Here is a 24,442-nt window from a genome sequence, read left to right on the forward strand (position 1 = left end):
CAAGTGCGGCTGAGCTGCGGTGGCCGCCGCGCGAGCGGCCAAGCGGGCAAGAAGTGTTACAGCAGAAAAAACTGACGAAAGACGCACGAACGGGATTCACATTGCCGCAAGCGATGCTAAGATTCATCTTATGTTCCACCAAGCCGACCTTTTCGATGCCGTTGAAGTCGGCCAGGGAGCGCCTGCCAAGAGCCTGAATTTGCCGGCGCTGATCGAACGGATCGCGGATTTCTCGCCGCGACCGCGCTACGCGTTCATGGTCCTCAACCTCATTGCCAAAGCCGCCGGGGGAAACAGCGGTTCAGCGGGCCCATATGTCGATACCGAGGACGAGGTTCGCGTGCCGCTCCGCGATTGGCTGTGCGATTCACTGGTTCCGATGGCAAAGCGCGATGCGCGCCGCCTGATCATCGTCGAAGAGGTCAAAGCGTCGCTCGCTGCGCAGGACGCCTTGCCAGAGGACCCAGGGGAGGCAGCAAAGGCGATCGACAATGAGGTTCGTGAGCGGGTCCGGCGCTCTGGTCGGTGCAATGTCAGTCGCGCCGTCTCCGATCTCGTCCGCGCCGGTCTGGTCCGGCGACACTATCAGGGCTACCGTGTAGACCACCATAATCGTGGCGCTCAACGTGAGGCGGTGTACACGATCACTGAGGCAGCCGCGCGGGCCCTTTGGTCGCAAAGGGCCTGATACCCCATCCGATGAAGCTCGTTTCACAGATTTGCCGTTTTCAACGATTCGTTGAAATGCGCGTTTCAGTGAAATTATTTGCTATTTCAGCCGAATCGTGGTTTCAGCGGTTCGGTGAAAGACCCAATTGGCATCGAACGACGGGCGGCAGAAGCGCTTGAGGCCTTTCTAGGCTCAATCCCTCAATTCGCCGTCGGCCCAATGACGCTGAGTGGCAAGCCAGGCGAGGCTGATCGAGGCGTAGACATCGTCGCTGAAACCGAATTCGCCGGCCGACCACTCAGACTCGTGGTCGAGGTCAAAAGCAACGGGCAACCCCGGATTGCGCACCAAGTAGCCTACCAGCTCAAACGTTATCTGAATCAGACTGGCCAAGAGGGCGTGCCTATGTTCATCGCGCCCTATTTATCCGAACAGGCGCAGGCGGCATGTCGCGAGGAAGACATCGCCTACCTTGATTTCCAGGGCAACGCGCGCCTCGTTGTCGATACCATCTTCATCGAGCGCAAGGTTGAAGGGAAACCCGATCCCGAACGACGTTCTCTGCGCACCCTATTCAAGCCAAAGTCGACCCGGATCCTGCGCGTATTGCTGAACGAGCCGCATCGGCCTTGGCGCGTGACCGAGCTTGCTGAAGAAGCCAAGGTCAGCCTCGGGCTGGTCAGCACGATCGGCACCGCCCTGCGTGAACGGGAATGGGCCGACCAGAGCGAACAGGGGCTGCGGCTCGTCGATCCTTCCGGTTTGCTGGACGAATGGGCCCGCAACTATGAGCAGCCCAGAGGGGAGGAGGTCCGCCTCTATACCCACCTTCATGGCAAAGCCCTAGCGGAGCGGCTGCGTGATCTAGCAACCGAGCAGGGAAGGGTGGCGCTGGCCTCGTTCAGCGCGGCCGATTGGTACGCGCCCTTCGTTCGCCAGAGCACCAGCTATTTCTACGCGGACGAGAAGGGCCTTGGCGCCTTGCAAACAATCCTAAATCTGACTGCACCCGCAAAGGGTGCGAACATTGTCGTGCGCGTCCCCGATGAGGATGGCGTGCTCGACGACGCGCGGGCCGTCGCACCGGGGATCATCGCGACTAGCCCGGTTCAGACCTATCTCGATCTCATGGCGGGCGGCGAGCGCGGCGTCGAAGGGGCAGAACATCTGAAGGACAAGCTTTTGCGGTGGCCTTCATGAACGACGAACCGCAATCGGCCACAGACTATGACGATCGCACCAGCGCCGCGGTGAAGTCGGTGCTCGTTGAGATTGGCCAGACACTGGGCAGCTTTCGCGGGAAGTTCGCGGTTATCGGCGGCGCCGTGCCTTGGCTGCTGCTCGAGGACAGCGAGATGCGCCACGTCGGCACACTCGACATAGACCTCAGTCTCGACGCACAGGCTCTGGCCGCCGGCGAAGAATATGTCGCTCTTGTCGATGCCCTCCACGGGCAGGGTTACGCCCCCCGCGACACGCTTAGATATTTCCAGATGGTCCGGACGGTGCAGCCGAAGGATGACGCACCTCCGATCGATGTGATCGTTGATTTCCTGCGCCCCTATGACGCCGTCCTGGAGAAGAACCGGCCGCCGCTCACCACTGAATTCGCAACCCAGCGTGCATCCGGCGCGGAGCTTGCCATTCATTTCCATGAGCTCGTCGCGATCGAAGGCGATATGCCCAAGGGCGGGACCAACAAGGTGATGATCGCCGTCGCCTCGATTCCGGCGCTTCTCGCCATGAAGGGCTTCGCGCTCGATGGGCGCTACAAGCAGAAAGACGCCTACGACGTCTATTATTCGATCCGGAATTATCCCGGAGGAATCGAAGCACTCGCGGGCGATTGCCGCCCGCTGTTGGAGCATCGAAGTGGCCGGGATGGCTTCGCGCATGTGGTTGCGAAATTCGACGATCCGGACGGCTATGGTCCTACATGCGTGCGCAACTTCGTAGAGGGCTCGGATATCCTGGACGGCCGAACGCCGGACGAATGGCAGCAGGACGCCTTTGGTCAGGTCGACGCCTGGGCTCGCGCGATGGGACTTAGATGACACACGGATCCGCGGGGCCACAATGAAGCTCATTCACACCGCCGACTGGCAGCTCGGAAAACCATACGGGCGGTTTGAGCCGGAAGTGCGCGCCGCACTTTCCGAGGCGCGCTTCGATGCCATCGATGCGATCGGGAGGGAAGCAGCTCGTCACGGTGCGGCTCATGTTCTGGTCGCGGGTGATGTCTTCGACACCGAGGGACCTGAAGACCGCACGATCGTTCAAGCGATATCCCGCATGGAGCGCCATGCGTGCCGGTGGTGGCTCCTCCCCGGCAATCACGACTTTGCCCGCAATGGCGGTCTCTGGGACCGTGTTCGCCATCGCGCGGGGGGCGGTATCACCGTCTTATCGGAAGCGCAGGCCCACGAAATCGAGCCCGGAATCTGGCTCCTTCCAGCGCCCCTGACGCATCGCCACAACCTTGATGATCCCACCGAGCTTTTCGACACCATGGCGACACCGGGAGGCCGCATCCGCATTGGCCTCGCGCACGGATCGATCCACGACTTCGGCACTCAGGGCGAGACCAAGAACCAGATCGCGCCCGACCGGGCTCGTCGCTCCACGCTCGATTATCTCGCGCTTGGAGATTGGCACGGGACGCTCAATATCGAGGCGCGCACCTGGTATGCGGGCACCCCCGAAACCGATCGCTTCCAACGCGATGAACCTGGTCAGATACTATTGGTCGACATCGGCGAAGGTCGCGATCCGGTGGTGACGCCAATCCGCACGGGGCGCTTCCAGTGGATCAAGCGAAGCTGGACAGTGAACGATCAGGCCGGCTTCGATGCCGAGTGCGACCAATTGTTGGGATCGATCGATCCGCCTTCGACGCTCCTTGAACTATCGCTGGCCGGAATCACGAGCCTTACGGACCGGGTCGGGATGCTGGGCAGACTCGAAAACGATGTCGGGCACCGTGTCCGCTATCTCGACGTTCGCGCAGTCGATCTTGTCGGCCGCCCCAGTGCAGACGATCTTGCTAGCCTCTCGGTTGAGGGCATGCTCGGCGTCGCCGCGGCGAAACTTTCTGCGGCAATTGAAACAGGCGGCCCCGATGGGTTGATTGCAAAGCGCGCCTTGGAGCGTCTCTTCGTCGAGTACAGCCGGGAGGACAGGGCATGAGCCTGTACCTGCGCCGTATCGCCATCGACGGCTTCCGCAAGTTTCGGGAGCCGATGGCGATTGAAGGGCTCACCGACGGTCTCAACGTTGTCATCGAACCCAATGAGACCGGCAAGTCGACAGTGCTCGAGGCGCTTCGCGCGGCATTTTTCGTTCGCCACGGTACGAAGAACCAGCTCGCCCAATCGTTCGCGCCTTATGGGGAAGCCGTCGGTCCGGAAATTCAGGTTTCGTTCGATGCCGATGGCGCACCATGGACGGTGACCAAGCGCTTTCTGCGCGGCGCATCGATCGAGGTCACCGGTCCACAGGGTAGAGCACAGGGCGAGGAAGCGGAAGCCCGCCTACACGCGCTGCTGGGATCGGTGCGCGACACCAGTCAGAAGGGCGACGCCGGCACATACGGCGCGCTTGGACTTCTTTGGGTTGCACAAGCTGAGGCACTCGCGGTCACCGGGCCAGGCCAGATAGTGCGTGACACGGTCCGCTCGACGCTTGAAGCCGAGGTCGGTTCGATCATGGGCGGCCCCGCCTACACGCGCGTCCGAACCCGGATCGACGAGCAATATGGGCGCTACTGGTCCCCAACCGGGCAGAAGCGCGGGCGGCAGAACGAAGCACGAGAGCGCGTTGACCAGGCTGAAGCGGCCGCCCGCGACGCCGCCGAACGTCTGGCTGGACTTGAGAGGACGTTCTCCGAACTCGAAAATGCGCGCTTCAGACTGAAGGTCGTTCACCGCGAGATCGCGGACGACACAGACGTGCAAACGCGGAAGGATCTCACTGCTTCTCTCGAGACGGCGCGCGCAGCTGCGCAAATCCTCGCGACCCGGCGGGCCGAGCATGAGGCCATCAGCGCGAAGACGCGAAACCTTGAAGATCTCCTCGATCGGCATCGCAAGGCGACCGACGAACGCACTAGCGCTGAACTCGCGCTGGGTGTTGCGCGCTCACGCCGCGCCGAAGTCCGCGAAGGCTTGGCCACAGCGCAGCAACGGCTCGTTGAAGCGCGCAGCGCCTTGGAAGCCGCGCGCACCGCTCGCCAGGAAGCTCGAGGTGCCCTCAGCACGGGCGAGGAGCTTTTACGCGCGTCGCGGCGCCGCAGCGCGGTGTCCGCGGCACGCGCGCGTCACGCCGAGCTGATCGACCTCGAGCGGCTTCAGGAAGAGGCCACAGTCCTCACCGCGTCGCTGATACCGGCCAAGGCGATGGATGCGATCGAGGCAAACGAGCGACTCGTAGCTGAGGCGCGCGCGGCGCTCGCCGCAGGTGCGACGCGGATTGCCCTTGTCGGGAACGCTGAGGGCATATCGATCGATGGCGAACCGATGGCGCTCGGCGAGCGAACCCTGTCGGGTGAGACCCGTCTCCGGTTCGGCAATGCCGAGCTGATTATCACGCCGCCGGCCGGGGCGGCGAGCGCTGAGGGAGCGCTCTCCTCGGCGCTGGAGCGACAAAAGTCTGCATTGGGCGAGTTCGGGCTCACGAGCTTGGCGGAGGGGCGCGCTCGCAATGATACCGCGCGAGACGCAGTAGGCGAGTTGCGCACGATCGCGGCGCGCATCTCCGCCGTGACGCCGGCCGATGCCCTTATCGGGCTCGCTGCCGGCCCCGATGCGCTCAAGCTCTTCATCGCTGAAATGAACGACGAGAGTAAGACCGTCGAAGCCGACATCCCCGATATCACACTCCTCACTGCCCGGCTCGAAGCGGCCGACACCGCTCTCGCGAGGGCGGAAGGTGCACAGGAAAGCGCTGTTGAGGCGCTCCGCCGAGCAGAACAAGAGGACGCGCCGCTGGCCAGCGCGGAAGCGGGCGCGGCCAGCACGCTCGCCAACGCTAACAGTCAGATCGAGACGATCGAAGGCCGCCCGGAATTCCCAACCCTGGCGGCAGACGTCGTTCGGGCCCGCGAACAGATGGCTGAAGCAGCCGTGAAGCTTGAGGAGGCCACCCGGGACGCGACTGCGCACGATCCTGCGGCGATCACGCGAAGGATCGAGACAATCGATGCGCGGGTAAAGGCGGCGGGGGAGGCTCGTGCCAAACTCGAGATGGACGTCGCGCGGCTGGAGGGGACTGTCGAGAGCGAGGGCGGGAAGGGGCTCGCCGATCGGGAGGCAGGGGCTCGCGAGGAGGCTGAGGCGGCACGTGCGGCACTACAGCGGATCACCGAGGAAGCCGACACGCTGAAGTTGTTGCGCGATACGCTCGATGAAGCGCGGGATGAGACGTCGGCAAAGTTTGTAGGGCCCGTCGCCAAGCGCGCGAAACGCCATATCGAGCGGCTCTTGCCCGGCTGCGACCTGAGCTTTTCTGAGGACCTCACGCTGGAGGCGATTGTGCGAGGCGGTATCAGCGAAGGGTGCGGCGATCTTTCCCGCGGCACACAGGAGCAGCTGGCGGTCCTGACACGGATCGCCTTTGCCGACATGCTCCTGGAGCAGGGCCGTCCGGTGTCACTGATCTTGGATGACCCGCTTGTCTATGCCGATGACGCGCGGCTCGACCTTATGGTCGAGATCTTGAGCGAGGCGGCAGAGCGGATGCAGGTTATCCTGCTGACTTGTCGGGACAGGGCTTTCAGGCACGTCGCCGCGAACCGTGTGTCTATAGACCGATGACGTGCTGGCTGAAGCCTGCGCACTGCCGGGGATGGCGCGTGACAGCAACAGTTCGGGCAGGCGCTATAAAGACGAGATGTTGGGGGGATTAGAAAATGGGCGTGAAAAAGCATTTTCCTCGCGGATCCGAGTGGCGGCAGTGGGATCTGCATATCCACACTCCTGCTTCTTTTCATTGGAAGGGAGAGCGCTTCTCAGCGAGTGGATGCACAAGCCGGGACAACGAGTTGATCGACGAGATGATAACGGCGATCAATGATACCGCTCCGGCGGTCTACGCCATCCAGGATTATTGGGGTTTCGATGGGTGGTTCGCGCTGAAACGGCGGCTAAGCGAAGGGACGGGTCCCGGACTAGAAAAGACCGTTTTCCCCGGCATCGAGCTACGGCTTGCTGCGCCGATCCAAGGGCGCTTGAACGCGCACGTTCTATTTTCGGATGAAATTCCCGATCAGCATCTCAAAGACTTCCTTTCGGCCCTGAAGCTCGAGATCACCGGCCAGCCGCTCTCTCCTCACGCTCTCATCGCCTACGCCCGGGCGGCCAACGCAGACAAATTGAAGACCCACAGCTTTGAAAAAGCCGAGGTCATGGCGAGCGACGAGACGGCGCTCCGCGCTGGCTACGTGATAGCGGAGCTCAATGTCGACAGCTACAAAGCTGCGGTTCGGGCGGTCCCAGACGGCATGGCTCTAGGTTTCATGCCGTTCGAAACGAACGATGGGCTCGCATCCGTCAAGCATCAGGAACATTACGCTTACGCAATCGGCCTATTTGACAGCTCGCCAATCTTCGAGACCAGAAAGGAAGGCCTCTGGAATGCCTTCGTCGGTCGCAAGTGCCCAGAGAACGAGAGTTTTTTCGATGCCTTCCAGGAATCGATCGGAGGAATCCCTCGGCTGCCAGTTTCAGGCAGCGATGCGCACCAATTACGTGGGACCGCTGGTGACAACAATGCGCGCGGATATGGCGACTTCCCCTCTCAGCGGATCACATGGATCAAGGCCGACCCCACGTGGCGGGGCCTGCAGCAAGCCATCAAAGAGCCGTTCAAGCGATGCCACATAGGCCTTACGCCACCCAAGTTGCAGCGGATCTCTGCGAACAAGACCTTTTACATCGACACTGTGTCCCTCTCGAAGGTCGATGGCAGTTCGTTGGCAGAGACCTGGTTCGACGGTTGCGCAATTCCCTTCAACGCGGATCTCGTGGCGATCATCGGTAACAAAGGCAGCGGAAAGAGTGCCCTAGCGGATGTGCTGGCACTCGTTGGAAACTCGCAAGAACATGCTCATTTTTCGTTTTTAAAAGCGGATCGATTTCGAGGCAAAGCCGGCGAGCCGGCGCGGCAATTTTATGGCAAGTTAGATTGGCTGGCCGGAGAGCCGAGCCAAGCGAATCTAGCTGCCAACCCGGCCCCTGATCGAGTGGAGATGGTCCGTTATGTGCCGCAGGGGCGTTTCGAGGCTCTGTGCAACGAGCATGTGACCGGCAAATCAGAGAACTTCGAACGTGAGCTTCGGTCCGTTATCTTCTCTCACATACCAGCTGAAGACCGTCTGGGCGCACTTGACTTCGACCAGCTCATCGAGGCGCAGGAGAGCACCCTTCGCGCGCGGCTAGATGAAGCCAGAAAGAATCTGGTTACCCTGAACCGTCTCATCGCCGGAACAGAGGACCAACTCCATCCTTCGATTAGAAAGAATATCGAAGAACAAATCCATTTGAAATCCGTTCAACTGGCGGAGCTGGAGCTAAGCAAACCACCTGCGATCGCCGCTCCTGCAGAGACTCTTACGCCTGATCAGGAAACCGCCGCCGCTACGCTGGCAGAGATTTCCACGGCGATCGCTGCGTTGGCCGACGAAGAAAAGGCTATTGGCGAAGCGTTGACGAGACTCTCCGCGCAGCGGAAAGCGGCGCGCGATGTTCTCGAGCGGTTCGCGCTCATTCGGGAGCAGATCGCGGCGGCGGGTACCGAAATCGCCGGGCAGTTGGAACTGCTTGGGTTGCGGCTGCCCGATATCCTGACTTTTGAGATTAACGAAGGAAAGGTGCGCGAGGTAGATTCCGGCGCGGAGCGAGAAATGGGGGCCCTAGCCGCCCGGATTGAGGCGATCAAAAAAGAAAGAGCGGACTATTCCGGCCGCGCCGAACAAGCCACCGAAGCGCTCAACGGACCACAGCGAGCTTACCAAGACCATCTTAACGCCATGAAGACGTGGCAGATGTCCGTAGGCGAAATCGAAGGCGCGCCTGATGTGCCGGACAGCAAGCTGGGGCTGGAAGCACGACTGTCCCAACTGGACCAGCTTCCACGCATACTAGATGAGCGACGCGCGCAACGCACTGTGCTTGCAGCCCAGATTTTCCATATTCTGGCGCTACAACGAGATCAACGCCAGAAACTTTTTGAGCCTCTTCAGAAAGTCATTTCAGAGAACAGCCTGATACGGGACGAATATCGCCTCCAGTTTCGATCCCATCTCGCGGCTTATCACGATCTGGTTTCAGAACGGCTGTTTTCCCTTGTTAAGCAGAGTATTGGAGAGCTGCGCGGCGAAGATGAAAGCCGGGCCGCCATAAGGGCGCGTGTTGAAGCGCAGGATCTTGATACCGAGGCAGGCGCTTTGGCGCTCGCCGACGATCTTCATAAACTGCTGCATGATGCGGCACGTCAGCGGGCGTCAGACCAAGCCGACCTCAACGGGCTAATGCGGAAGGACAGGGCGCCGACGGAAGTGTATGATTTGATATACAGCTTTGAGTATCTTGAGCCCAAATACACTCTATTGTTCCAGGACACGCCAATCGAACAACTCTCGCCGGGGCAGCGCGGGGCACTGCTTCTGATCTTCTACCTTTTGGTCGACAAGAAGCGAAATCCCATCATCCTCGACCAGCCCGAGGAAAATCTCGACAATGAAACGATCGTTAGTCTGCTCGTGCCAGTCCTCAACGCGGCAAAAGAAAACAGGCAGATCATCATGGTGACGCACAACCCAAACTTGGCCGTCGTGTGCGATGCGGAACAGATAATCTTCGCGGAGTTCGACCGGAAAGCTATGTGCAGCATCACATATCTCGCGGGCTCGATCGAAGACCCCGCGCTTAACCAAGCTGTCGTCAATGTTCTCGAGGGCACGAAGCCCGCATTCGATAATCGAGGGAATAAGTACCAATAGCGGCCAGAAGTGATCGGCGCACCGCTCAGTCATGGCCATCGCAAGAAGCGCTATGTCCGATAAACGCGATTCTCGGACATAGGAATTGGCTTCGGGAGAGGGCGCCGCTAGGCTTCACGTGATGGCCCGCGACCTGCTTCCGATCTCGACCAACCTGCCGGCCGACCTGCTCGCCGAGATCGAAGGCGCGCGCGATACGCTTGCCACGGCCAAGGCCGGTTCGACCCAGAAAGCCTATGCCTCGGATTGGGAGCGGTTCTGCGACTTCTGCGACGCGCGCAATGTCGAAGCGCTGCCCGCGCACCCCGACATCGTTGCCCTGTTCGCGCATGTCGAGGCCGACGCCGGCATTGCTCCGGTCACGATCGGCCGACGGATCGCAGCGATCAACCATCATCACAAGGAGGCAGGTCTCGCGTCGCCCAGCGCGCGGGACGCCGCCGGCGTCATCGCCCAGATGATGGCAGGCGTGCGCCGCAAATATTCCCGGAAGAAGGACCAGAAGACGCCGGCGGCGGCGGACGTGCTCACCGCCATGCTCGCGACGATCCAGGGCACAGGCCTGCGGGCAAGGCGCGACCGGGCGATTCTCGCGGTCGGCATGGCAGGCGCGTTCCGCCGCTCCGAGATCGCGGCGATGCAACTCCCCGATCTCGCCTTCGAGACGTCCGGCGTGCGGATCACCATCCCCCGCTCGAAAGGCGATCAGGAGGCTGAAGGCCAGGAGATCGCGATCCCCGAGGGCCGCCGCATCCGGCCCGTGGCTCTTCTCACCGACTGGCTTCAGGCTGCCGATCTGCAGGGTCTAGATCCCTCGACCGGCAAGCCGCGGACTGGCCCCGTGTTCCGTCGGCTGACACGGGGTGACGCGCTCACAGTGGACCCGATCACTGACAAGACCGTGGCCCGTCTTGTCAAAGTCTGCGCGTCGACGGCCGGGCTAGATCCGACCCTTTTCTCCGGACATTCGCTGCGCGCGGGGTTCCTGACCGAGGCGGCCGCCAAGCGTGCGAACCTGTTCAAGATGAAGGACCATTCGCGGCACAAGTCGCTCGACACAGTCGCGGGCTATGTCCGCGATGCGGCGATCTTCGACGATCATGCCGGCGAGGAGTTCTTATGACGCCGAGCGGCGTGGCGCCAGAATGGCAGGCCTACGCCATGCCGGACTATGATGCGGCAATGACGCGGGCATGCGCCGAGCTTCAGCAGCGTATCCTCGCCGACCCCACCTATCGGATGTCCATTCTGACCGACCCGCGTGACCTGCATCGAGCCTTGTTTGCCGAGTTCACGCCGTCCGGTTACACCGAATATGCTGGCACCTATCGGGGCACGGTCGGCACCTCGCTCGAGGGACGGCGCATGGGCGCCCCGCAAATTTTCGATCTCAAGAAGAGCTTCGCATTCGAGGAACCTCAGAAGGTCACTGCCGCGCTCGATTTCATGCTTTCCGAGGTTCGGCGCGAACTGGTCCCGGCACGAGCTGCCACGCCTTATGTTCAGCTCCTGACCTTGACCCACCTCTTCTGCTGGTTTGGGAAGATCCACCCCTTTCTCGACGGCAATGGCCACGTCCAGCGGGCCCTGTTCGCCGCGGCGGCGGCCGAGCTGGAAGTTCCGCTCGCCTCGCGATTCGCTATCCATCCGCGCCCGTTCGACCGGCTTCTGGCTTGGCCGCTGGAGAGGTTCACGATCGCCAAGCCTGATCAGCGCGAGCATTTTCTCGCGATGGTCGCCGAATATCTGAGCTCTTGGTTGGCCGGACCATTTGACCGGCCTGCGAGCGGCATCGCGCCGTAAGCGGCCCGGGCAGCTTCGAAGTTTTAGAGTTCGATCAGCGTATAGCCGCGATCGCCGAGCACAGTCCGGGTCCAGTCCTTGGCGATGGCGACACCCTCCGTGTCCAAGGAGATTGCCGCGTCGGCCCGATCGAACAGCGCGATGCAAAGCTCATCGTTGTCGAACCGCGATCGGTACTGGATACCATCGAGGCTGGTGGTGCTGTAGATTTCCGCTGAGATCCGCTGCGGCAGTTAGCGTCCGCGCTCGTGGTGTAATTTCTGGTGTAGATTGAGATGATCGCATGGGGTGGGGCATGCCCCACCCCATGCGATTTCGATCTCGGTGGCCACCGGGCTCATCGGTAAGGTGGAGTTACCACACTTCACACGCCCACCGAGGAGTTGATCCCGATGACCGACGACAGACTACCGCTTGCCGAGCTGATGGCGAAGACTGGAGATGGAGATTTCCTGCGCACGATCGCCGAGAGCGTATTACAGATCATCATGGAGGCCGACGTCGATGGCCTGGTCGGCGCTAGCCGACACGAGCGCTCCGGCGACCGGACGACCTGGCGGAACGGCTACCGCGACCGCAGCCTCGATACCCGGCTCGGCACGCTCAACCTGAGGATTCCCAAGCTACGGACCGGCGCCTACTTCCCTGGCTTCCTGGAACCCAGGAAGACCGTCGAGAAGGCGCTGGTCGCGGTGATCCAGGAGGCGTGGATCGCCGGCGTCAGCACCCGGCGTGTCGACGAGCTGGTGCAGGCCATGGGCATGACCGGCATCTCCAAATCCTCGGTGTCCAAGCTGTGCAAGGATATCGACGAACGTGTCCATGCCTTCCTTAAGCGGCCGCTCACCGGCGACTGGCCCTACCTCTGGCTCGATGCTACCTACCTCAAGGTGCGCGAGGGCGGGCGGATCGTCAGTGTCGCCGCGATAATAGCCGTTGCCGTCAACACCGAGGGCAAGCGCGAAATCGTTGGCCTTCACATTGGACCCTCCGAAGCCGAGCCATTCTGGTCGAGCTTCCTCAAGGACCTCGCACGCCGCGGACTGACCGGCGTGAAGCTGGTCATCTCCGATGCCCACGAGGGCCTCAAGGCAGCGATCACTCGCGTGCTCAGCGCCACCTGGCAGCGGTGCCGCGTCCACTTCATGCGCAATGCCCTGGCCTACGTGCCCAAGGGCCAGAACACCGTCGTCGCCGCTGCCATCCGCCAGGTCTTCCTCCAGCCCGACCATGCCGCCGCGACACAGGTCTGGCGCCAGGTCGCCGACCAGTTGCGTACCCGCTGGCCAAAGCTCGGCGCCTGCATGGACGATGCCGAGCACGACGTGCTGGCCTACATGACCTTCCCCGAGCAGCACCGCGTCAAATTACATTCCACCAATCCACTGGAACGCCTGAACAAGGAAGTGAAGCGCCGCGCCGATGTCGTCGGCATCTTCCCGAACGAGGATAGCATCATCCGCCTCGTCGGCGCCGTCCTGCTGGAGCAGAATGACGAATACCAGCTCCAGCACCGCTACATGCAGATCGAGGGCATGGCCGCCCTTGCTACACCAATGATCGAGGAGGCACAGCCGCTACAGATTACACCCAAGGCCGCCTGAAAATGCAGCCCGCTGGCCACACCCAATTCTACACCACATTGACGGACGCGACCCTGCGGCACCGCATACGCGCCAGGATTATCCACCGGATCGAAGTCGGCCGAGACTCCGGCGGTGGTCGTTCTAAACCAGCCGAGACCCGGTCCGTGGACCTTCGCCAGCCGGATCGGTCGCGTTGCGGAGAAGCTTGCAGCGCGTCTCCTGGCGACCTGATCCCAAAGGACATCCCGGTCCGTCGGCCTCCTCAGCAAGGTCTCCGCAAAGGGGCCGACGAGCGTCTTGCCCAAATAGAGCACACCGAATTTGCGGTCCGGATCGTCCCAACGCCAGGTCGCGTCCTTGCGGCCATACCATTTGGCCGCGACCGTCGCGGCGTGCACGCGATGAAGCACTCGCCCCGTCGCGATCGTCGCCACGGGTATCCCGCCTTTCGCTCCCATATTGCGTCAATCTTCGAGCGTACGGGCGAAACGCACTAGGCGCTCAACTTCCGCATCGCTGCCCTTCAGCAATGCGATCGGGCTCGTTCCGTCGAGCCCCTCATCGCCGCTGACGAGGAACTGCAGGACGGCCCAGCCCGTTGTATTCGGCGTGGCACCGAGAACCTTTGCAATCCCGGGGAGAATCGCATTGCCGTCGAACTGAAATGCCGGGAAGAGTTGTGTCCCGTTATCCTCGACCATCAGCAGTCGGCGATCCTTGACTGCCTTGTAGACGGCCTGGATCGTCTTGTGCCCCAACAGCGTGCGCACCTTCTCCGCCGTCAGCGCGCCGCCTGCGGCGTCGATCATCCGCCGTTTGAAGGCGATGGCGTTCGTAATTCTTTCCGCGGCTTCCGGATTATCCGTTTCGACCGCCGGGATGCCAAGCGCGAGATGGAAGACAAGGCTCGGCACGTCGACGCTGCTTATCGCCGCCGCCTTTGCCGCCGCCGGCATCATCTTGATGATGCGGTCGGTGCTCGCCACAATGCGGTCGTGGAGGATGCGATCCGCATCAACGAAACCGATATTTGCTGGGCGAACCATTCGATCATTCCTGTTGAGTCAGTTTCATATACTCCAAAACCAACACGATTTCAACTCGTGGATGAATTCGAATCTCTCAGCCCGGACCCACGAAGCAATCGGGCGCTCTCCCGCGATGCGCATTACCGCGTGCTATTTCTCGAGAGCTGCTTCCAGCGCGATGAGACCCGCTGCGTGTCGTTCCGGCTGCGCCTTTCGAAATTTGCGGATGTTTACCAACTTGAATTGAGGAGCGGGCAGCTCTCGAAGCGCTGGCAATGGGAAGGCGTCCCATTCCGGGTCTCCGGCCTCAAAACTCTCTAAGAACCTCCGATCATCAGCGCCGAGGGACCTATGGATCGCCGCCACGAGGCGACCGAACGTATGAACATGATCCTCATAGGCGAACGGCTCGAAGGGCATGCCTTCGAATTGGGCCTTGAACGCTCCGCTCTGGTCCTTTCGGCTCGGGCTGATCAGTTCAGCGATCGGGCGCCCGTGGCTTACAAGCGCCGCGACGAAACCGTGACGAACCTCATCGACGACGCCCTCTACGTCCAGCAGACGCTTCACGTCGAACAGATCGCGCGGATGTTGCCGGTCCAGCGCGGCACAAATCTTGCCGCCAAAGAGCTCGCCGTGCGAGAGACAGCGCGCTTCGACGAAAGCCTCAAATCTCTCCTGCACACGGTCGGAGCAGGGAAGATCGCGGAGAGGAAGGAGATGGCCGCGCAGGGTGGGATTCACTTCGACCTTGATCTGGGTCTTGCCGCGCTGACAGTTGAGCTTGACCTCCATACCTTCTTGGCCCTGGCGTGTCTGGGTCACGCGGGTTGGCGGGAGGCGGCGTTCGATTTCTACCTTGATCCGGGCAAGCGCCTCGCCGATCGCCTGCAGAGAGGCCGCCCGGTCTTGGAGGGGAAGGTAGGTTAGATCGATATCGACCGAGAGCCGCGGGAGGTCCCACTCGAACAGGTTGATCGCCGTGCCGCCTTTCAATGCGAAGGCCGGCTCCGCCATGACCAAAGGCAGGACGTCCAACAGCAGGCGAACCTGGTCACGATATTGGTCAGTTGCCACTCGACACAAGCTCCCTGGGGAGGAGCAGTCTGTATTTCGGGACGTACCGCCCCATTTTCGCAAGGCTGCGATCGCCGGAGCCCAGATCTATCTGGTCCACCTTCACGTGCCGCATGACCGGTAGGTCCGCCCGTTCCGCAAGGTAGAGGAACAGCCGCCGGACCTTCACCGATGTGCAGGCCTCGAGCAGGGACTGCATGAGCTTGGGGCGAAGCGACGTCATGCCCTCCACGATCTGGCAGGCCTCGACGAGATCGAATTCCTTTGGCGCGAGATGCAGCAGCTCCAGTATCGCCCGCTCGGGCGTAGCGGCTGTCAATGGATAGCCTTCCGGGGTTCGGTGCTCGGTGAGCCCGATATCGTTCGGCAGGAGCTTGGTTTGCATATGACGGACCTCCCCCCCCCAATGCTTCTGAAACCATGCCGGCAGAACCACGTGCAGCGGCGAGAAGAGGTAGGCCCTGCTCTCTCCGAAGCGCACATAGTGGTTATTTCCCGTCATCTCGATCGCCGTGAGCGCGCCCACGTGGACCGGCAGTTTCAGCTGGGACTGAACGCTGTAAAGCGCTCCCTGCCAGGTCACGGTTTCCATCGGGCGCTTGAATGCGCCACGACCCAACGAGACGAGCCACTGCGAGGATCTATAGTTCTGCAGGTCCTGTGCTGTCAGACCGAGCGCCTTGAGATGCGGGCTGGTCGCCACCGTGTGTGGCTCCCATGCATCGAGCAACGACCTCAATTTATCAGTTCGACCTACCTTCATGGCATATCTATGGCATAAATTCCAAGGTTGATCAATGCCTCGGAATTTCCCCTCCTAATATGCCAAAGATATAGCTATCGCCTATAATTCAATGCGTGAGGTGAACCATCATGAAGTATCTCCTTCGCGGTCCGCCTGAGAGGTTGGCGCAATGTTCGAAATCCGGGTGGCAAAAGGTTTGGATTCACAGCGAGTTTTGGGGCAAATCATCGATTTCTGCAAACTTTGTTGATTGCCGTTGAGAAGTGACCCGGGATTTCCACCGAGAAGTGACCCGCCTGATGGTTATGTTTCGGATGTCATATGTGGGTCAAGGTGCGGGTTTCTCCTTTCTGGGTCTGGCTTGCTGGGCTGAGCTGTTCTTGAACCGGAAGCTGTCGTTGCCGGTCTCCAGGATGTGGCAGTGATGGGTGAGCCGATCGAGGAGCGCTGTGGTCATCTTCGCGTCGCCGAACACGGTGGCCCACTCGCTGAAGCTCAGGTTGGTGGTGATGATGACGCTGGTGCGCTCGTATAATTTGCTCAGCAGGTGGAAGAGCAGCGCGCCGCCGGAGGCACTGAACGGCAGATAACCCAGTTCGTCCAACACGACGAGGTCCGAGTGGACGAGCCGGTTGGCGATCTGCCCGGCGCGCCCCTGGGCCTTTTCCTGTTCCAGGGCATTGACCAGTTCGACCGTAGAGAAGAAGCGGACCCGCTTTCGATGATGCTCGATCGCCTGAACGCCCAGCGCCGTTGCGAGATGGGTCTTCCCGGTGCCCGGACCTCCAACGAGCACCACATTGTCGGCAACATCGATGAAGTCGCAGCGGTGCAACTGGCGCACCAGCGCTTCGTTGACCTCGCTGCTGGCAAAGTCGAAGCCGGCGAGATCGCGATAGGCGGGGAACCGCGCAACCTTGAGCTGATAGGCAACGGATCGCACCTCGCGTTCGGCCGTCTCGGCTTTCAGCAACTGGGAGAGGATCGGCACGGCCGCCTCGAAGGCGGGCGATCCCTGAGCCATGAGATCGGTCACGGCCTGAGCCATGCCGGGCATTTTCAGGCCGCGCAGCATCACGACGAGGGCACCGGTGGCGGGATCATGACGCATGACGGTTCTCCCGGCGCAGGGCATCGTAGCGCTCGACATTGGCCATTGGCTCGCTGACCAGCCTCAGCGCCTGTGGCGCCGTTACCGGCGGCATCGAGAGCGGTTTTCCATCGAGCAGCCTGTGCAACAGGTTGAGGATATGGGTCTTGGTGGGCACGCCCGCGTCCAGCGCCAGGGCGACAGCGGTCAGCACCGCCTCTTCGTCATGGTGCAAAACCAGGGCGAGGATCTCGACCATTTCCCTGTCGCCGCCGGGATTGCGCAGCAGATGCCGTTGCAGCCGCTGGAAGGCCTCGGGCAGTTCGAGGAACGGCGCGCCGTTGCGCAGGGCGCCGGGTTTGCGCTGAACCACCGCCAGATAGTGACGCCAGTCATAGACGGTGTGCCCCGGCCCATCATGGGATCGGTCGATAATGCGCTGATGCTCGCATATGACTTGCCCTTCGGCGACGACCAGGAAGCGATCGGGATAGACCCGCAGGCTGACGGGCCGATTGGCGAACGACGCCGGCACGCTGTAACGGTTGCGTTCCAGGTGGATCAGGCAGGTTGGCGAGACCCGTTTCCCATGTTCGACAAAGCCATCGAACGGTCTGCCCATCGGCATCAGGCTTTCCACTTCATCGGCCCAGGCATCGGCGACCGAACCCGGTTCGATCCCGTGCGGGATATCCTGCCACAGCTCCTTGCAGCGCTCCTCCAGCCATAGGTTGAGAGCATCCAGGCTTTCCGCCTGCGGCGTGGGTTGCCATAGCCGATGCCGGGCATCCTGGACGTTCTTCTCGATCTGGCCCTTTTCCCAGCCTGCTGCCGGATTACAGAACTCGGCCTCGAACAGATAATGACTGACCATGGTGAGGAAGCGGGTGTTGACGTTCCGCTCCTTGCCGCGCCCGACCTTATCGACGGCGGTGCGCATATTGTCATAGATGCCCCGGCGCGGAACACCACCCAGCACGCGGAACGCATGATTATGGGCATCGAACAGCATCTCGTGGGTCTGGAGCAAATAGGCCCGCACGAGAAAGGCGCGGCTGTAGCTGAGCTTGAAGTGGGCGACCTGCAGCTTGGTGCGCACGCCGCCGATGATCGCCCAATCCTCGCTCCAATCGAACTGGAATGCTTCCCCCGGTGCGAAGGACAGCGGCACGAATGTCCCGCGCCCGCTCATCTGTTGCTCACGACGATAATCATCGCGCCAGTCCCGGGCAAAGGCCGCCACCCGATTGTAGGAGCCATCATAGCCCAGGCTGACCAGATCAGCATGCAACTGCTTCATCGTCCGCTTATGCTTGCGGGTCCGACCCATCTCCCGTCTCAGCCAGGCTGACAGCCGCTCCGCGAACGGGTCCAGTTTGCTTGGGCGATCGGGCACCTTGAACCGCGGCTCGACCGTGTCCGAACGTAGATATTTACGGATCGTATTACGTGACAGCCCGGTACGCCGCGCAATCTCGCGGATCGAAAGATGATCGCGGAAATGCCAGCGCCGGATAACGCTCAATAACGCCATGTCCAACACTCCATGACCCCTCGCTCGTCAAAGCCAGGGGTGAGTTCAACATGGGTCACTTCTCAGTGGAAATTTGGGCCCTTCCCGGGTCACTTCTCAACGGCAATCAACACTCGCATGGAAGATCTGTGCCGCCAGCATGCCCAATCCGCAAAGACTGAGCATCCAGGCGATCTCTTCGCGGCTCAGCGAAACGGCGCTCCGCGTCACCAGGAGATTGACATGCATCGCCGCCAGCCCGCCGCCCGCGACGATCGTCACGAAAAGCAGGATCAACGTCGCGCCGAGCGTCGGCGCGGGCAGGTCTCCGCCATCGTTGCAGGGTGCACACCAGCGCGGCAGACGCACGGCGCAAAGCGCCGCCCCGACGGCACCGATGCCGAGAGCGAGGATCATGAGGGGAGCGCGGGGCAGGATCGCGGCCGAGACCTCCGCCACCAGCGGACCGGCGAGATCGCCCAGAAACACGAAGGCGGTCAGCCAGGTGAAGCGCCGCGCCTGGTCCGCGCGCCCGCTTGCGGCAAAGCTCGCGCAGAGCAATCCCAGCGGTATGATGGCGGCGGCCGCCATCCCCGCCACCAGGCGCAATGCATAAAGCTCAGGCAGCCCGATGAGGCCGATCGGCGCGGTCACCAGCGCGAGGATGACCAGCGCTGCGCGCAACATCGCCCGATAGTCGACCCGGTCCGCGATCCAGCCCCAGAGCGGCGCCGCCAGCAAGGCAGCGAGGGGGTGGACCGCGGTCAGGCTCGCGACATGAAAATCATGAGCGCTTGACGATAGCGCGCCACGAGCCGGGTCGACCAGTGTCGGAAGGAAGGCGAGAATGGCCGTCTGTCCCGCCGACGCCGCAGCCGCCGCGAGCAGCAAGGCGAAAAAAGAGGCCGGCCAGCGACCGTTGGCTTGCGATCCAGCCTTGTCACGCGGCGCGTTCGCGGTCGATCCCTCAAGTCGCCATCCGCGGATCACCACCAGGCGCGCAAGCCGATCACCAACCTGTGTTCGGAAGGCCCTTCCCCGCGCAGGCGACGGAAATCGGCCGTGCCGTCAAATGCGCGCTCCCAGACAAAGCCGATATAGGGCGCGAACTTGCGCGACACTTCGTAGCGCAACCGCCCGCTCAGCTCGACATTGCTGAAACCGCTGCCGAGCTGCCGATCGCTCGACCGCTTCGAATAGATATTGGTCTCTACCTGCGGCGTAAGGATCAACCGATTGGTGAACAGGACCTCATAGGAGGCCTTGGCGCGCGCCGCGAGACGCCCATCGGTTCCTACATAGCCGGTGAGCTGGACGTCGAACCAATAAGGCGCCAGTCCCTCGATGCCTGCGGCCAGCCAGGTGGTCGCACCCTTGCCGAGATCCTGCCTGACCCCGAGCAGCGTGCCCCAGAACGGGTTCTTGCTGTGCCACCACAGCGCCTCGACGCTGCTCTCCGGATCGAGACGTTGGTCGCGGGAGTTCTTGAGCCCCTGGCTGCGCATCCAGAGCTTGTCATTGTCCTGACCCTTGGTGACGAGCACGGTCCAGCCCACGCCCTGACCCTCGTTGCCGCTGGTGAACTCGAGCTCATCGACAAGTATCTTGGGGATCGAGAGCTTGTCGGCCATCTCATAGCCCGGCAGCGTCGAGTTGCGGTAGCCGTCGGCATAATCGTCCGAGTTGCGCGCGTCCGGCGGGGCCTTGCCGCCCTGCATCGAGCCCATGTCCATCGTGGCGCCGTTACCGGACGCCTTCGTTTCGGTCATATCCATGCCCGGCATGTCCATGCCCGCATGGTCCTGAGAGCCTTGCGCGGAGTGGGTGGGATGAGCGGGAGTGGCCGTTTGGGCAGGGGTGGTGGCGGGCGACGGGGGCGAGGCATCCTGCGCGAGGGCGGGAGCCGTGATCGCCGGCGCCAGGAAGAGGGCAGCGCCAAGAGCAATGCCGCGCGAGGGGAAAATCCGGATCATGCGACCACCACCTCCCGGAACATGCCGGCCGCCATGTGATAGAGCAGATGGCAGTGAAAGGCCCATCGGCCCAAGGCGTCGGCGGTAACGCGGAAGCTCACCCGCTGGGCGGGCTGGACCACGACCGTATGCTTGCGGACCTGGAAGGCACCGTCCGGACCTTCGACATCGCTCCACATGCCGTGCAGATGCATCGGATGCGCCATCATCGTGTCGTTGACGAAGGTGACGCGCAGCCGCTCGTTCGGCCTGAAATGGAGCGGCCGGGAATCGTTGAGCTTGATGCCGTCGAGCGACCAGATGAACCGTTCCATATTGCCCGTCAGATGCAGCTCGATATCGCGCTCGGGCTCGCGCGGGTCGGGATCGCCGCCCGGCGTGCGCAGATCGGCCAGCGTCAGCACGCGCCAGCCGCGCCCGCGCAGCCCGGCGCCGGGATCGTCGAGATTGGTGCGCGGATAGTCGACGCGCATGTCGGTATTGGCGCCATATTCGGTGCGGGCGTGCCGTGCCCTGGCCGGCATCTCGGTCATGCCGTGCCCGGTATGCGCGTCGCCTCCCATTGCGCCCATCGACGCCATCGCGCCCATCATGTCGACTGGCTCGAGCCAGGTCCGGGCATCGAGCGGCGGCACGGCTGCGACCATGCCCGGGGCCGGTGCGATCGTGCCGCGGGCATAGCCGCTCCTATCGATCGCCTGCGCGAAGATGGTGCGGGCGCCGCCCTCGGGCATGGTGAACTCGACGTCATAGGTCTCGCCCGGGCCGATCCGGAATTCCTCGACCGTGACCGGCTCGACCGGCTGCCCGTCGGTCGATACGACCGTCAGCTCGACCCCGGGGATCCGCACGTCGAAGAACGTCGCCGTCCCCGCGCCGACGAAGCGCAGGCGCACGCGCTCGCCGGGCGCGGCGATACCGGTCCAGTTGCCGGCGGGCGGCGCGCCGTTCATCAGATAGGTGTAGGTCGCGGCAGAGACATCGCTGTAGTCGGTCGGGTTCATCCTCGAGCTGTTCCACATCCGCCGCCGCTCGAGCGCCTTGCCAAGGCCCATGGTGCCGACATCCTTGAGGAAATCGCCAGCGGTCGGCTGCGCAAAATTATAGTAGCTGCTCTGCTTCTTGAGATTGAGGAAGATTTGCAGCGGCGGCTCGTCCGACCAGTCGCTGAGCACGACGCAATAGTCGCGATCGGGCGCCCGCGCCGTCGGCGCCTGTTTCGGCTCCACGACGATCGCTCCATAGAGTCCCGTCTGCTCGGCGAGCGTGTGAGCGTGATACCAGTAGGTTCCGCTCTGGCGGACCTCGAAGCGATAGGTGAAGGTCTCGCCCGGCGCGATGCCGGCAAAGCTGATGCCGGGCACGCCGTCCATCTCCGCCGGCACGATGATGCCGTGCCAATGGATGCTCGACATCTCCTTGAGGCCGTTGCGCACCCGCAGCGTGACCGTGTCGCCTTCGCGCAGGCGCAAGACCGGCGCGGGCACGCTGCCGTTCACGGCGGTCGCGATACGGCGCTTGCCGGTGAAGTTGACCGGTAGCTCGGCGATCTCGAGGTCGAACTCGGTCCCGCTCAGCTCAGCGGGCGAGACTGGGCCGGATCGCGCGAGAAGCGCCGGGGCGAAACCGGCGACCGCGCCGCCGATCGCCAGCCCTTGGACGAAACGGCGCCGCGCAATCGGGCGGGCGTTCAGGTCGAACATGGATCGTGCATCTTTCTGGAACAGGGTTTGCCGGCGGCGCCAGGCGCGCCGGATTGTGCCATCTCGCCGACCGTCAGGGTGCGCTGGCGAAGGGGCATGATCTTCACCCGCGAATTGGGGCAAGACCGTAGCGGCCCCGGCTTCACGGTGCGCGAGCAGAACCTTGTTCCAGTGAGCATTGTCGTGTTTGCATGGGCGATCTCCAAGAGCCTGCGCCGCGGTCACCGACTTGCGACCCGGGTGGCGCTGGCCCTTCCATGCGATGTCATCACGTCGAGCAGTATACGTATGTTACGAAGCGGGCGCTTGGCTGACGCCCCGCCGCGCAGCTGGTCGGTCGGCTCTGCGCCCTCGCTGTCCTGATTCTCCTTTCGAACCCCATGCCCATTGAGGGACCAGCTCGATGAGCGTGGATGCCTGGTCAACCGCCTGGTATTTGGTCGGCCCTAGTCAGTCCCAGGCCGTCGAGGTTCAGGGCGACAAAATCCCAGTCGATCGCATTGCGCAGGATCTTGTCCGCATAGTCGGGTCGCGCATTGCGATAGTCGACATAATAAGCGTGCTCCCAGACATCGAAGATGAAGAGGGGCGCCGCGCCATACGCGACAGGGGTGTCGGCATCGTGATAGGAGGTTACCTCGAGCTTGCCGTCCTTGAGGTTGAGCGCAGCCCATCCGCTGCCGAAATGACCGACGGCCTCAGCCTTGAGCGTGTCGATCAGCCCGTCCACCGATCCGAAGGCCTGGGTGATGAGATCGAGCAGCGGGCCGGTCGGCTGCTTCTTTTGCGGGCTGAGACCGCGCCAGTAGAAACTGTGGTTCCAGATCTGGCCGACCTGATTGAACAGCCCCCTGGGCCATTGACAGCAGTGAGCTCGATCAATTCCACGAGCGACTTGCCCTGCAGCGCGGGATCGGCGGCGACCAGTTCGTTCGCCTTGACGACATAGGCGTTGTGATGCTTGCCGTGATGATAGTCGAACGTCTCAGGTGAGATCAGGTCACCAAATGCATCCTTAGGATATGGCAGGGGCGGAAGGGTGAAGCTCATTTCTGGTCTCCTTGGTGTCTTAAAGATGGCGCTCGAAAAGCGGGTCAGTGCTGCAGCGCCTCCGTGGCATCCCTGAACGGAAGGGAGTCCTGCACTGTCGCGGCAGATGCATCCCCAGACCGGGCCGGCTCTTGCACAGGGCCCTGTGCGCTTTGGATGCCCTGCCATCCCCCGCCCAGCTTCTCGGCATCATTCGAACGCATATGGGCGAAGGCGCCCTCGAGACGATTATCGACGTGCGCGAGGCTGAGACCCGCACGCGCTACCAGAGCGAACTTGCAGGCAAGCAGGACCTTGCCGACAGGGTGGCCGCCCTCGCCGCGCTACGCACCGAGGAAGGCTATATGGCCGAGTGGCGCGAGGAACCCGATGGATCTTTCGTCCTCATTGAAAATCATTGCCCGATCTGCGCCGCAGCCGCGGCCTGCGTCGGTTTCTGCCGCGCCGAGCTCGAGGTTTTTCGCTCGGCTCTTGGGCCCGGCGTTTCCATTGCAAGGGCTGAGCATATCATCAGCGGCGGGCGTCGATGCACCTACATCATCAGGGCCAATCCACAATGACGCACGCTCTTCGCACCCATCGGGTTCGCCGGAAGCGATCGCCGCGGCCATGCACGCGCGCAAGTTCAGCCAAACAGCCGCGCCATGGCCAGGCAGTCTGAGCCGGAACGACTGCCGGCAGAGCAGCTGACGGTCGGCGATATCGCGCGGCGGAGCGGCGTCGCGGTTTCGACCCTTCATTTCTATGAGGCAAAAGGCCTGATCGAAAGCACGCGCACGAGTGGAAACCAGCGGCGATACGACCGCACGGTCTTGCGTCGGATTGCGATCATCCGCCTGGGCCAGCGGGCCGGGCTATCGCTCGCCTTCATCAAGCAGCATCTGGGCAAGCTGCCCCACGGACCGGTCGATCAAAGCGCCTGGCGAGACCTTCGTGAAGCGTGGCGCGCCGACCTCGATCAGCGCATTGTCAGCCTGGTTCAACTGCGTGATCAGCTTGACCATTGCATCGGCTGTGGATGCCTTTCGCTGGCCGAGTGCCAGATACGCAATCCCCAAGATATTTTAGCTGGCGAAGGCTGCGGGCCGTGCCTCCTGGAGGCGGACAGATAACAAGCGGTCCCACGCATCACGAGCGATGGGGCCCGCCCATCCATCGGCCCAGCCGACGTTCGACGACCGGGTAAGACCCCGGTCGTGCCGTCGCCGG

Annotated in this window: 22 protein-coding genes and 2 pseudogenes; 12 read left to right on the forward strand and 12 right to left on the reverse strand. The window is 62.4% G+C overall.

Annotated features, from left to right (window positions below):
• Positions 1-130: 130 nt before the first annotated feature.
• Positions 131-688 carry a hypothetical protein gene (locus CAF53_RS24620; protein ID WP_010124799.1) on the forward strand — a complete coding sequence of 186 codons (558 nt, stop codon included), beginning with the start codon at positions 131-133 and terminating at the stop codon, positions 686-688.
• A 174-nt stretch (positions 689-862) separates the two neighbouring features.
• Here the strand turns inward: CAF53_RS24620 and CAF53_RS28480 are convergent, their stop codons facing one another.
• Positions 863-1,063 carry a hypothetical protein gene (locus CAF53_RS28480; RefSeq protein ID WP_010124797.1) on the reverse strand — a complete coding sequence of 67 codons (201 nt, stop codon included), beginning with the start codon at positions 1,061-1,063 and terminating at the stop codon, positions 863-865.
• Between the two features lie 12 nt (positions 1,064-1,075).
• Here CAF53_RS28480 and CAF53_RS24625 point away from each other — a divergent pair, with 12 nt between their 5' ends.
• The 7 genes from CAF53_RS24625 to CAF53_RS24655 all read left to right on the forward strand — a co-directional run bounded on the left by CAF53_RS24625 (position 1,076) and on the right by CAF53_RS24655 (position 11,468).
• Entirely contained in the window at positions 1,076-1,870 is a 795-nt protein-coding gene (locus CAF53_RS24625; protein ID WP_237364578.1) for a type IV toxin-antitoxin system AbiEi family antitoxin, read from the forward strand.
• The gene (locus CAF53_RS24630; RefSeq protein WP_010124793.1) at positions 1,867-2,724 is read left to right on the forward strand and encodes a nucleotidyl transferase AbiEii/AbiGii toxin family protein; all 858 of its coding nucleotides are present in this window, start codon (positions 1,867-1,869) and stop codon (positions 2,722-2,724) included. Before CAF53_RS24625 ends, CAF53_RS24630 begins: the two co-directional genes overlap by 4 nt.
• A 22-nt stretch (positions 2,725-2,746) precedes the next feature.
• Positions 2,747-3,856, forward strand: a complete 1,110-nt coding sequence (locus tag CAF53_RS24635; protein ID WP_100239914.1) for a metallophosphoesterase — start codon at positions 2,747-2,749, stop codon at positions 3,854-3,856.
• Positions 3,853-6,480, forward strand: coding sequence for an AAA family ATPase (locus tag CAF53_RS24640; RefSeq protein ID WP_100239915.1), 2,628 nt, complete (start codon positions 3,853-3,855; stop codon positions 6,478-6,480). The genes CAF53_RS24635 and CAF53_RS24640 overlap by 4 nt, the downstream gene beginning before the upstream one ends.
• Before the next feature lie 95 nt (positions 6,481-6,575).
• Positions 6,576-9,665, forward strand: coding sequence for a TrlF family AAA-like ATPase (locus tag CAF53_RS24645; RefSeq protein WP_242443640.1), 3,090 nt, complete (start codon positions 6,576-6,578; stop codon positions 9,663-9,665).
• A 121-nt stretch (positions 9,666-9,786) separates the two neighbouring features.
• Positions 9,787-10,788 (forward strand): site-specific integrase, encoded by a 1,002-nt coding sequence (locus CAF53_RS24650; protein WP_100239917.1) that lies wholly within the window; start codon positions 9,787-9,789, stop codon positions 10,786-10,788.
• A complete protein-coding gene (locus CAF53_RS24655) occupies positions 10,785-11,468 on the forward strand; it encodes a Fic family protein (RefSeq protein WP_237364580.1) in 684 nt (227 codons plus the stop codon). The genes CAF53_RS24650 and CAF53_RS24655 overlap by 4 nt, the downstream gene beginning before the upstream one ends.
• Before the next feature lie 23 nt (positions 11,469-11,491).
• On the opposite strand, the gene CAF53_RS24660 is transcribed toward CAF53_RS24655, so the two are convergent.
• Positions 11,492-11,701: an RES family NAD+ phosphorylase gene (locus tag CAF53_RS24660; protein WP_100239918.1), complete on the reverse strand. Its 210-nt coding sequence runs from the start codon at positions 11,699-11,701 to the stop codon at positions 11,492-11,494.
• 159 nt (positions 11,702-11,860) lie between these two features.
• Between CAF53_RS24660 and CAF53_RS24665 the strand changes: the two genes are divergently transcribed.
• Entirely contained in the window at positions 11,861-13,072 is a 1,212-nt protein-coding gene (locus CAF53_RS24665) for an IS256 family transposase (protein ID WP_011950834.1), read from the forward strand.
• Here CAF53_RS24665 and CAF53_RS24670 read toward each other — a convergent pair.
• The 9 genes and pseudogenes from CAF53_RS24670 to CAF53_RS24710 all read right to left on the reverse strand — a co-directional run bounded on the left by CAF53_RS24670 (position 12,985) and on the right by CAF53_RS24710 (position 22,183).
• Positions 12,985-13,488 (reverse strand): hypothetical protein, encoded by a 504-nt coding sequence (locus CAF53_RS24670; protein WP_242443641.1) that lies wholly within the window; start codon positions 13,486-13,488, stop codon positions 12,985-12,987. The two genes, CAF53_RS24665 and CAF53_RS24670, sit on opposite strands and share 88 nt — an antisense overlap.
• Before the next feature lie 30 nt (positions 13,489-13,518).
• Positions 13,519-14,040 carry a hypothetical protein gene (locus CAF53_RS24675; RefSeq protein ID WP_242443642.1) on the reverse strand — a complete coding sequence of 174 codons (522 nt, stop codon included), beginning with the start codon at positions 14,038-14,040 and terminating at the stop codon, positions 13,519-13,521.
• A 192-nt stretch (positions 14,041-14,232) separates the two neighbouring features.
• Positions 14,233-15,159, reverse strand: a complete 927-nt coding sequence (locus CAF53_RS24680; protein WP_100239920.1) for a nucleotidyl transferase AbiEii/AbiGii toxin family protein — start codon at positions 15,157-15,159, stop codon at positions 14,233-14,235.
• Entirely contained in the window at positions 15,149-15,922 is a 774-nt protein-coding gene (locus CAF53_RS24685) for a type IV toxin-antitoxin system AbiEi family antitoxin (RefSeq protein ID WP_100239921.1), read from the reverse strand. The genes CAF53_RS24680 and CAF53_RS24685 overlap by 11 nt, the downstream gene beginning before the upstream one ends.
• A 310-nt stretch (positions 15,923-16,232) precedes the next feature.
• A complete protein-coding gene (gene istB, locus CAF53_RS24690; RefSeq protein ID WP_100239418.1) occupies positions 16,233-17,015 on the reverse strand; it encodes an IS21-like element helper ATPase IstB in 783 nt (260 codons plus the stop codon).
• Positions 17,005-18,528 (reverse strand): IS21 family transposase, encoded by a 1,524-nt coding sequence (gene istA / locus CAF53_RS24695; protein WP_100239417.1) that lies wholly within the window; start codon positions 18,526-18,528, stop codon positions 17,005-17,007. Before istA ends, istB begins: the two co-directional genes overlap by 11 nt.
• A 105-nt stretch (positions 18,529-18,633) precedes the next feature.
• Positions 18,634-19,500 (reverse strand): annotated as a pseudogene (locus CAF53_RS24700) (MFS transporter); the annotation flags it as partial.
• Positions 19,494-20,480: a copper resistance protein B gene (locus CAF53_RS24705; RefSeq protein ID WP_197707571.1), complete on the reverse strand. Its 987-nt coding sequence runs from the start codon at positions 20,478-20,480 to the stop codon at positions 19,494-19,496. The gene CAF53_RS24705 and the pseudogene CAF53_RS24700, both read right to left, overlap by 7 nt.
• Positions 20,477-22,183, reverse strand: coding sequence for a copper resistance system multicopper oxidase (locus tag CAF53_RS24710; protein WP_100239922.1), 1,707 nt, complete (start codon positions 22,181-22,183; stop codon positions 20,477-20,479). The genes CAF53_RS24705 and CAF53_RS24710 overlap by 4 nt, the downstream gene beginning before the upstream one ends.
• 96 nt (positions 22,184-22,279) lie before the next feature.
• Between CAF53_RS24710 and CAF53_RS27305 the strand changes: the two genes are divergently transcribed.
• Positions 22,280-22,546 carry a hypothetical protein gene (locus tag CAF53_RS27305; RefSeq protein ID WP_157801370.1) on the forward strand — a complete coding sequence of 89 codons (267 nt, stop codon included), beginning with the start codon at positions 22,280-22,282 and terminating at the stop codon, positions 22,544-22,546.
• 58 nt (positions 22,547-22,604) lie between these two features.
• On the opposite strand, the pseudogene CAF53_RS24715 reads toward CAF53_RS27305, so the two are convergent.
• Positions 22,605-23,233 (reverse strand): annotated as a pseudogene (locus CAF53_RS24715) (superoxide dismutase).
• Between the two features lie 203 nt (positions 23,234-23,436).
• Here CAF53_RS24715 and CAF53_RS24720 point away from each other — a divergent pair.
• On the forward strand, positions 23,437-23,793 hold the full coding sequence (locus CAF53_RS24720) for a hypothetical protein (RefSeq protein ID WP_197707572.1): 357 nt from the start codon (positions 23,437-23,439) through the stop codon (positions 23,791-23,793).
• 84 nt (positions 23,794-23,877) lie between these two features.
• Positions 23,878-24,345, forward strand: a complete 468-nt coding sequence (gene soxR / locus CAF53_RS24725) for a redox-sensitive transcriptional activator SoxR (RefSeq protein WP_100239923.1) — start codon at positions 23,878-23,880, stop codon at positions 24,343-24,345.
• Positions 24,346-24,442 lie beyond the last annotated feature (97 nt).

The sequence above is a fragment of the Sphingobium sp. LB126 genome (assembly GCF_002795205.1).
GTDB classification, from domain to species: Bacteria; Pseudomonadota; Alphaproteobacteria; order Sphingomonadales; family Sphingomonadaceae; genus Sphingobium; species Sphingobium chungbukense.

What these genes read in the sequence shown, in the direction of transcription:
- CAF53_RS24620 (WP_010124799.1), top strand. Translation starts at nt 131, where the DNA reads ATGTTCCACCAAGCCGACCTTTTCGATGCCGTTGAAGTCGGCCAGGGA.
- CAF53_RS24625 (WP_237364578.1), top strand. Translation starts at nt 1,076, where the DNA reads ATGTTCATCGCGCCCTATTTATCCGAACAGGCGCAGGCGGCATGTCGC.
- CAF53_RS24630 (WP_010124793.1), top strand. Translation starts at nt 1,867, where the DNA reads ATGAACGACGAACCGCAATCGGCCACAGACTATGACGATCGCACCAGC.
- CAF53_RS24635 (WP_100239914.1), top strand. Translation starts at nt 2,747, where the DNA reads ATGAAGCTCATTCACACCGCCGACTGGCAGCTCGGAAAACCATACGGG.
- CAF53_RS24640 (WP_100239915.1), top strand. Translation starts at nt 3,853, where the DNA reads ATGAGCCTGTACCTGCGCCGTATCGCCATCGACGGCTTCCGCAAGTTT.
- CAF53_RS24645 (WP_242443640.1), top strand. Translation starts at nt 6,576, where the DNA reads ATGGGCGTGAAAAAGCATTTTCCTCGCGGATCCGAGTGGCGGCAGTGG.
- CAF53_RS24650 (WP_100239917.1), top strand. Translation starts at nt 9,787, where the DNA reads ATGGCCCGCGACCTGCTTCCGATCTCGACCAACCTGCCGGCCGACCTG.
- CAF53_RS24655 (WP_237364580.1), top strand. Translation starts at nt 10,785, where the DNA reads ATGACGCCGAGCGGCGTGGCGCCAGAATGGCAGGCCTACGCCATGCCG.
- CAF53_RS24665 (WP_011950834.1), top strand. Translation starts at nt 11,861, where the DNA reads ATGACCGACGACAGACTACCGCTTGCCGAGCTGATGGCGAAGACTGGA.
- CAF53_RS24685 (WP_100239921.1), bottom strand. Translation starts at nt 15,922, where the DNA reads ATGAAGGTAGGTCGAACTGATAAATTGAGGTCGTTGCTCGATGCATGG.
- istB (WP_100239418.1), bottom strand. Translation starts at nt 17,015, where the DNA reads ATGCGTCATGATCCCGCCACCGGTGCCCTCGTCGTGATGCTGCGCGGC.
- istA (WP_100239417.1), bottom strand. Translation starts at nt 18,528, where the DNA reads ATGGCGTTATTGAGCGTTATCCGGCGCTGGCATTTCCGCGATCATCTT.
- CAF53_RS24705 (WP_197707571.1), bottom strand. Translation starts at nt 20,480, where the DNA reads ATGATCCGGATTTTCCCCTCGCGCGGCATTGCTCTTGGCGCTGCCCTC.
- CAF53_RS24710 (WP_100239922.1), bottom strand. Translation starts at nt 22,183, where the DNA reads ATGTTCGACCTGAACGCCCGCCCGATTGCGCGGCGCCGTTTCGTCCAA.
- CAF53_RS27305 (WP_157801370.1), top strand. Translation starts at nt 22,280, where the DNA reads ATGATCTTCACCCGCGAATTGGGGCAAGACCGTAGCGGCCCCGGCTTC.
- CAF53_RS24720 (WP_197707572.1), top strand. Translation starts at nt 23,437, where the DNA reads ATGGGCGAAGGCGCCCTCGAGACGATTATCGACGTGCGCGAGGCTGAG.
- soxR (WP_100239923.1), top strand. Translation starts at nt 23,878, where the DNA reads ATGGCCAGGCAGTCTGAGCCGGAACGACTGCCGGCAGAGCAGCTGACG.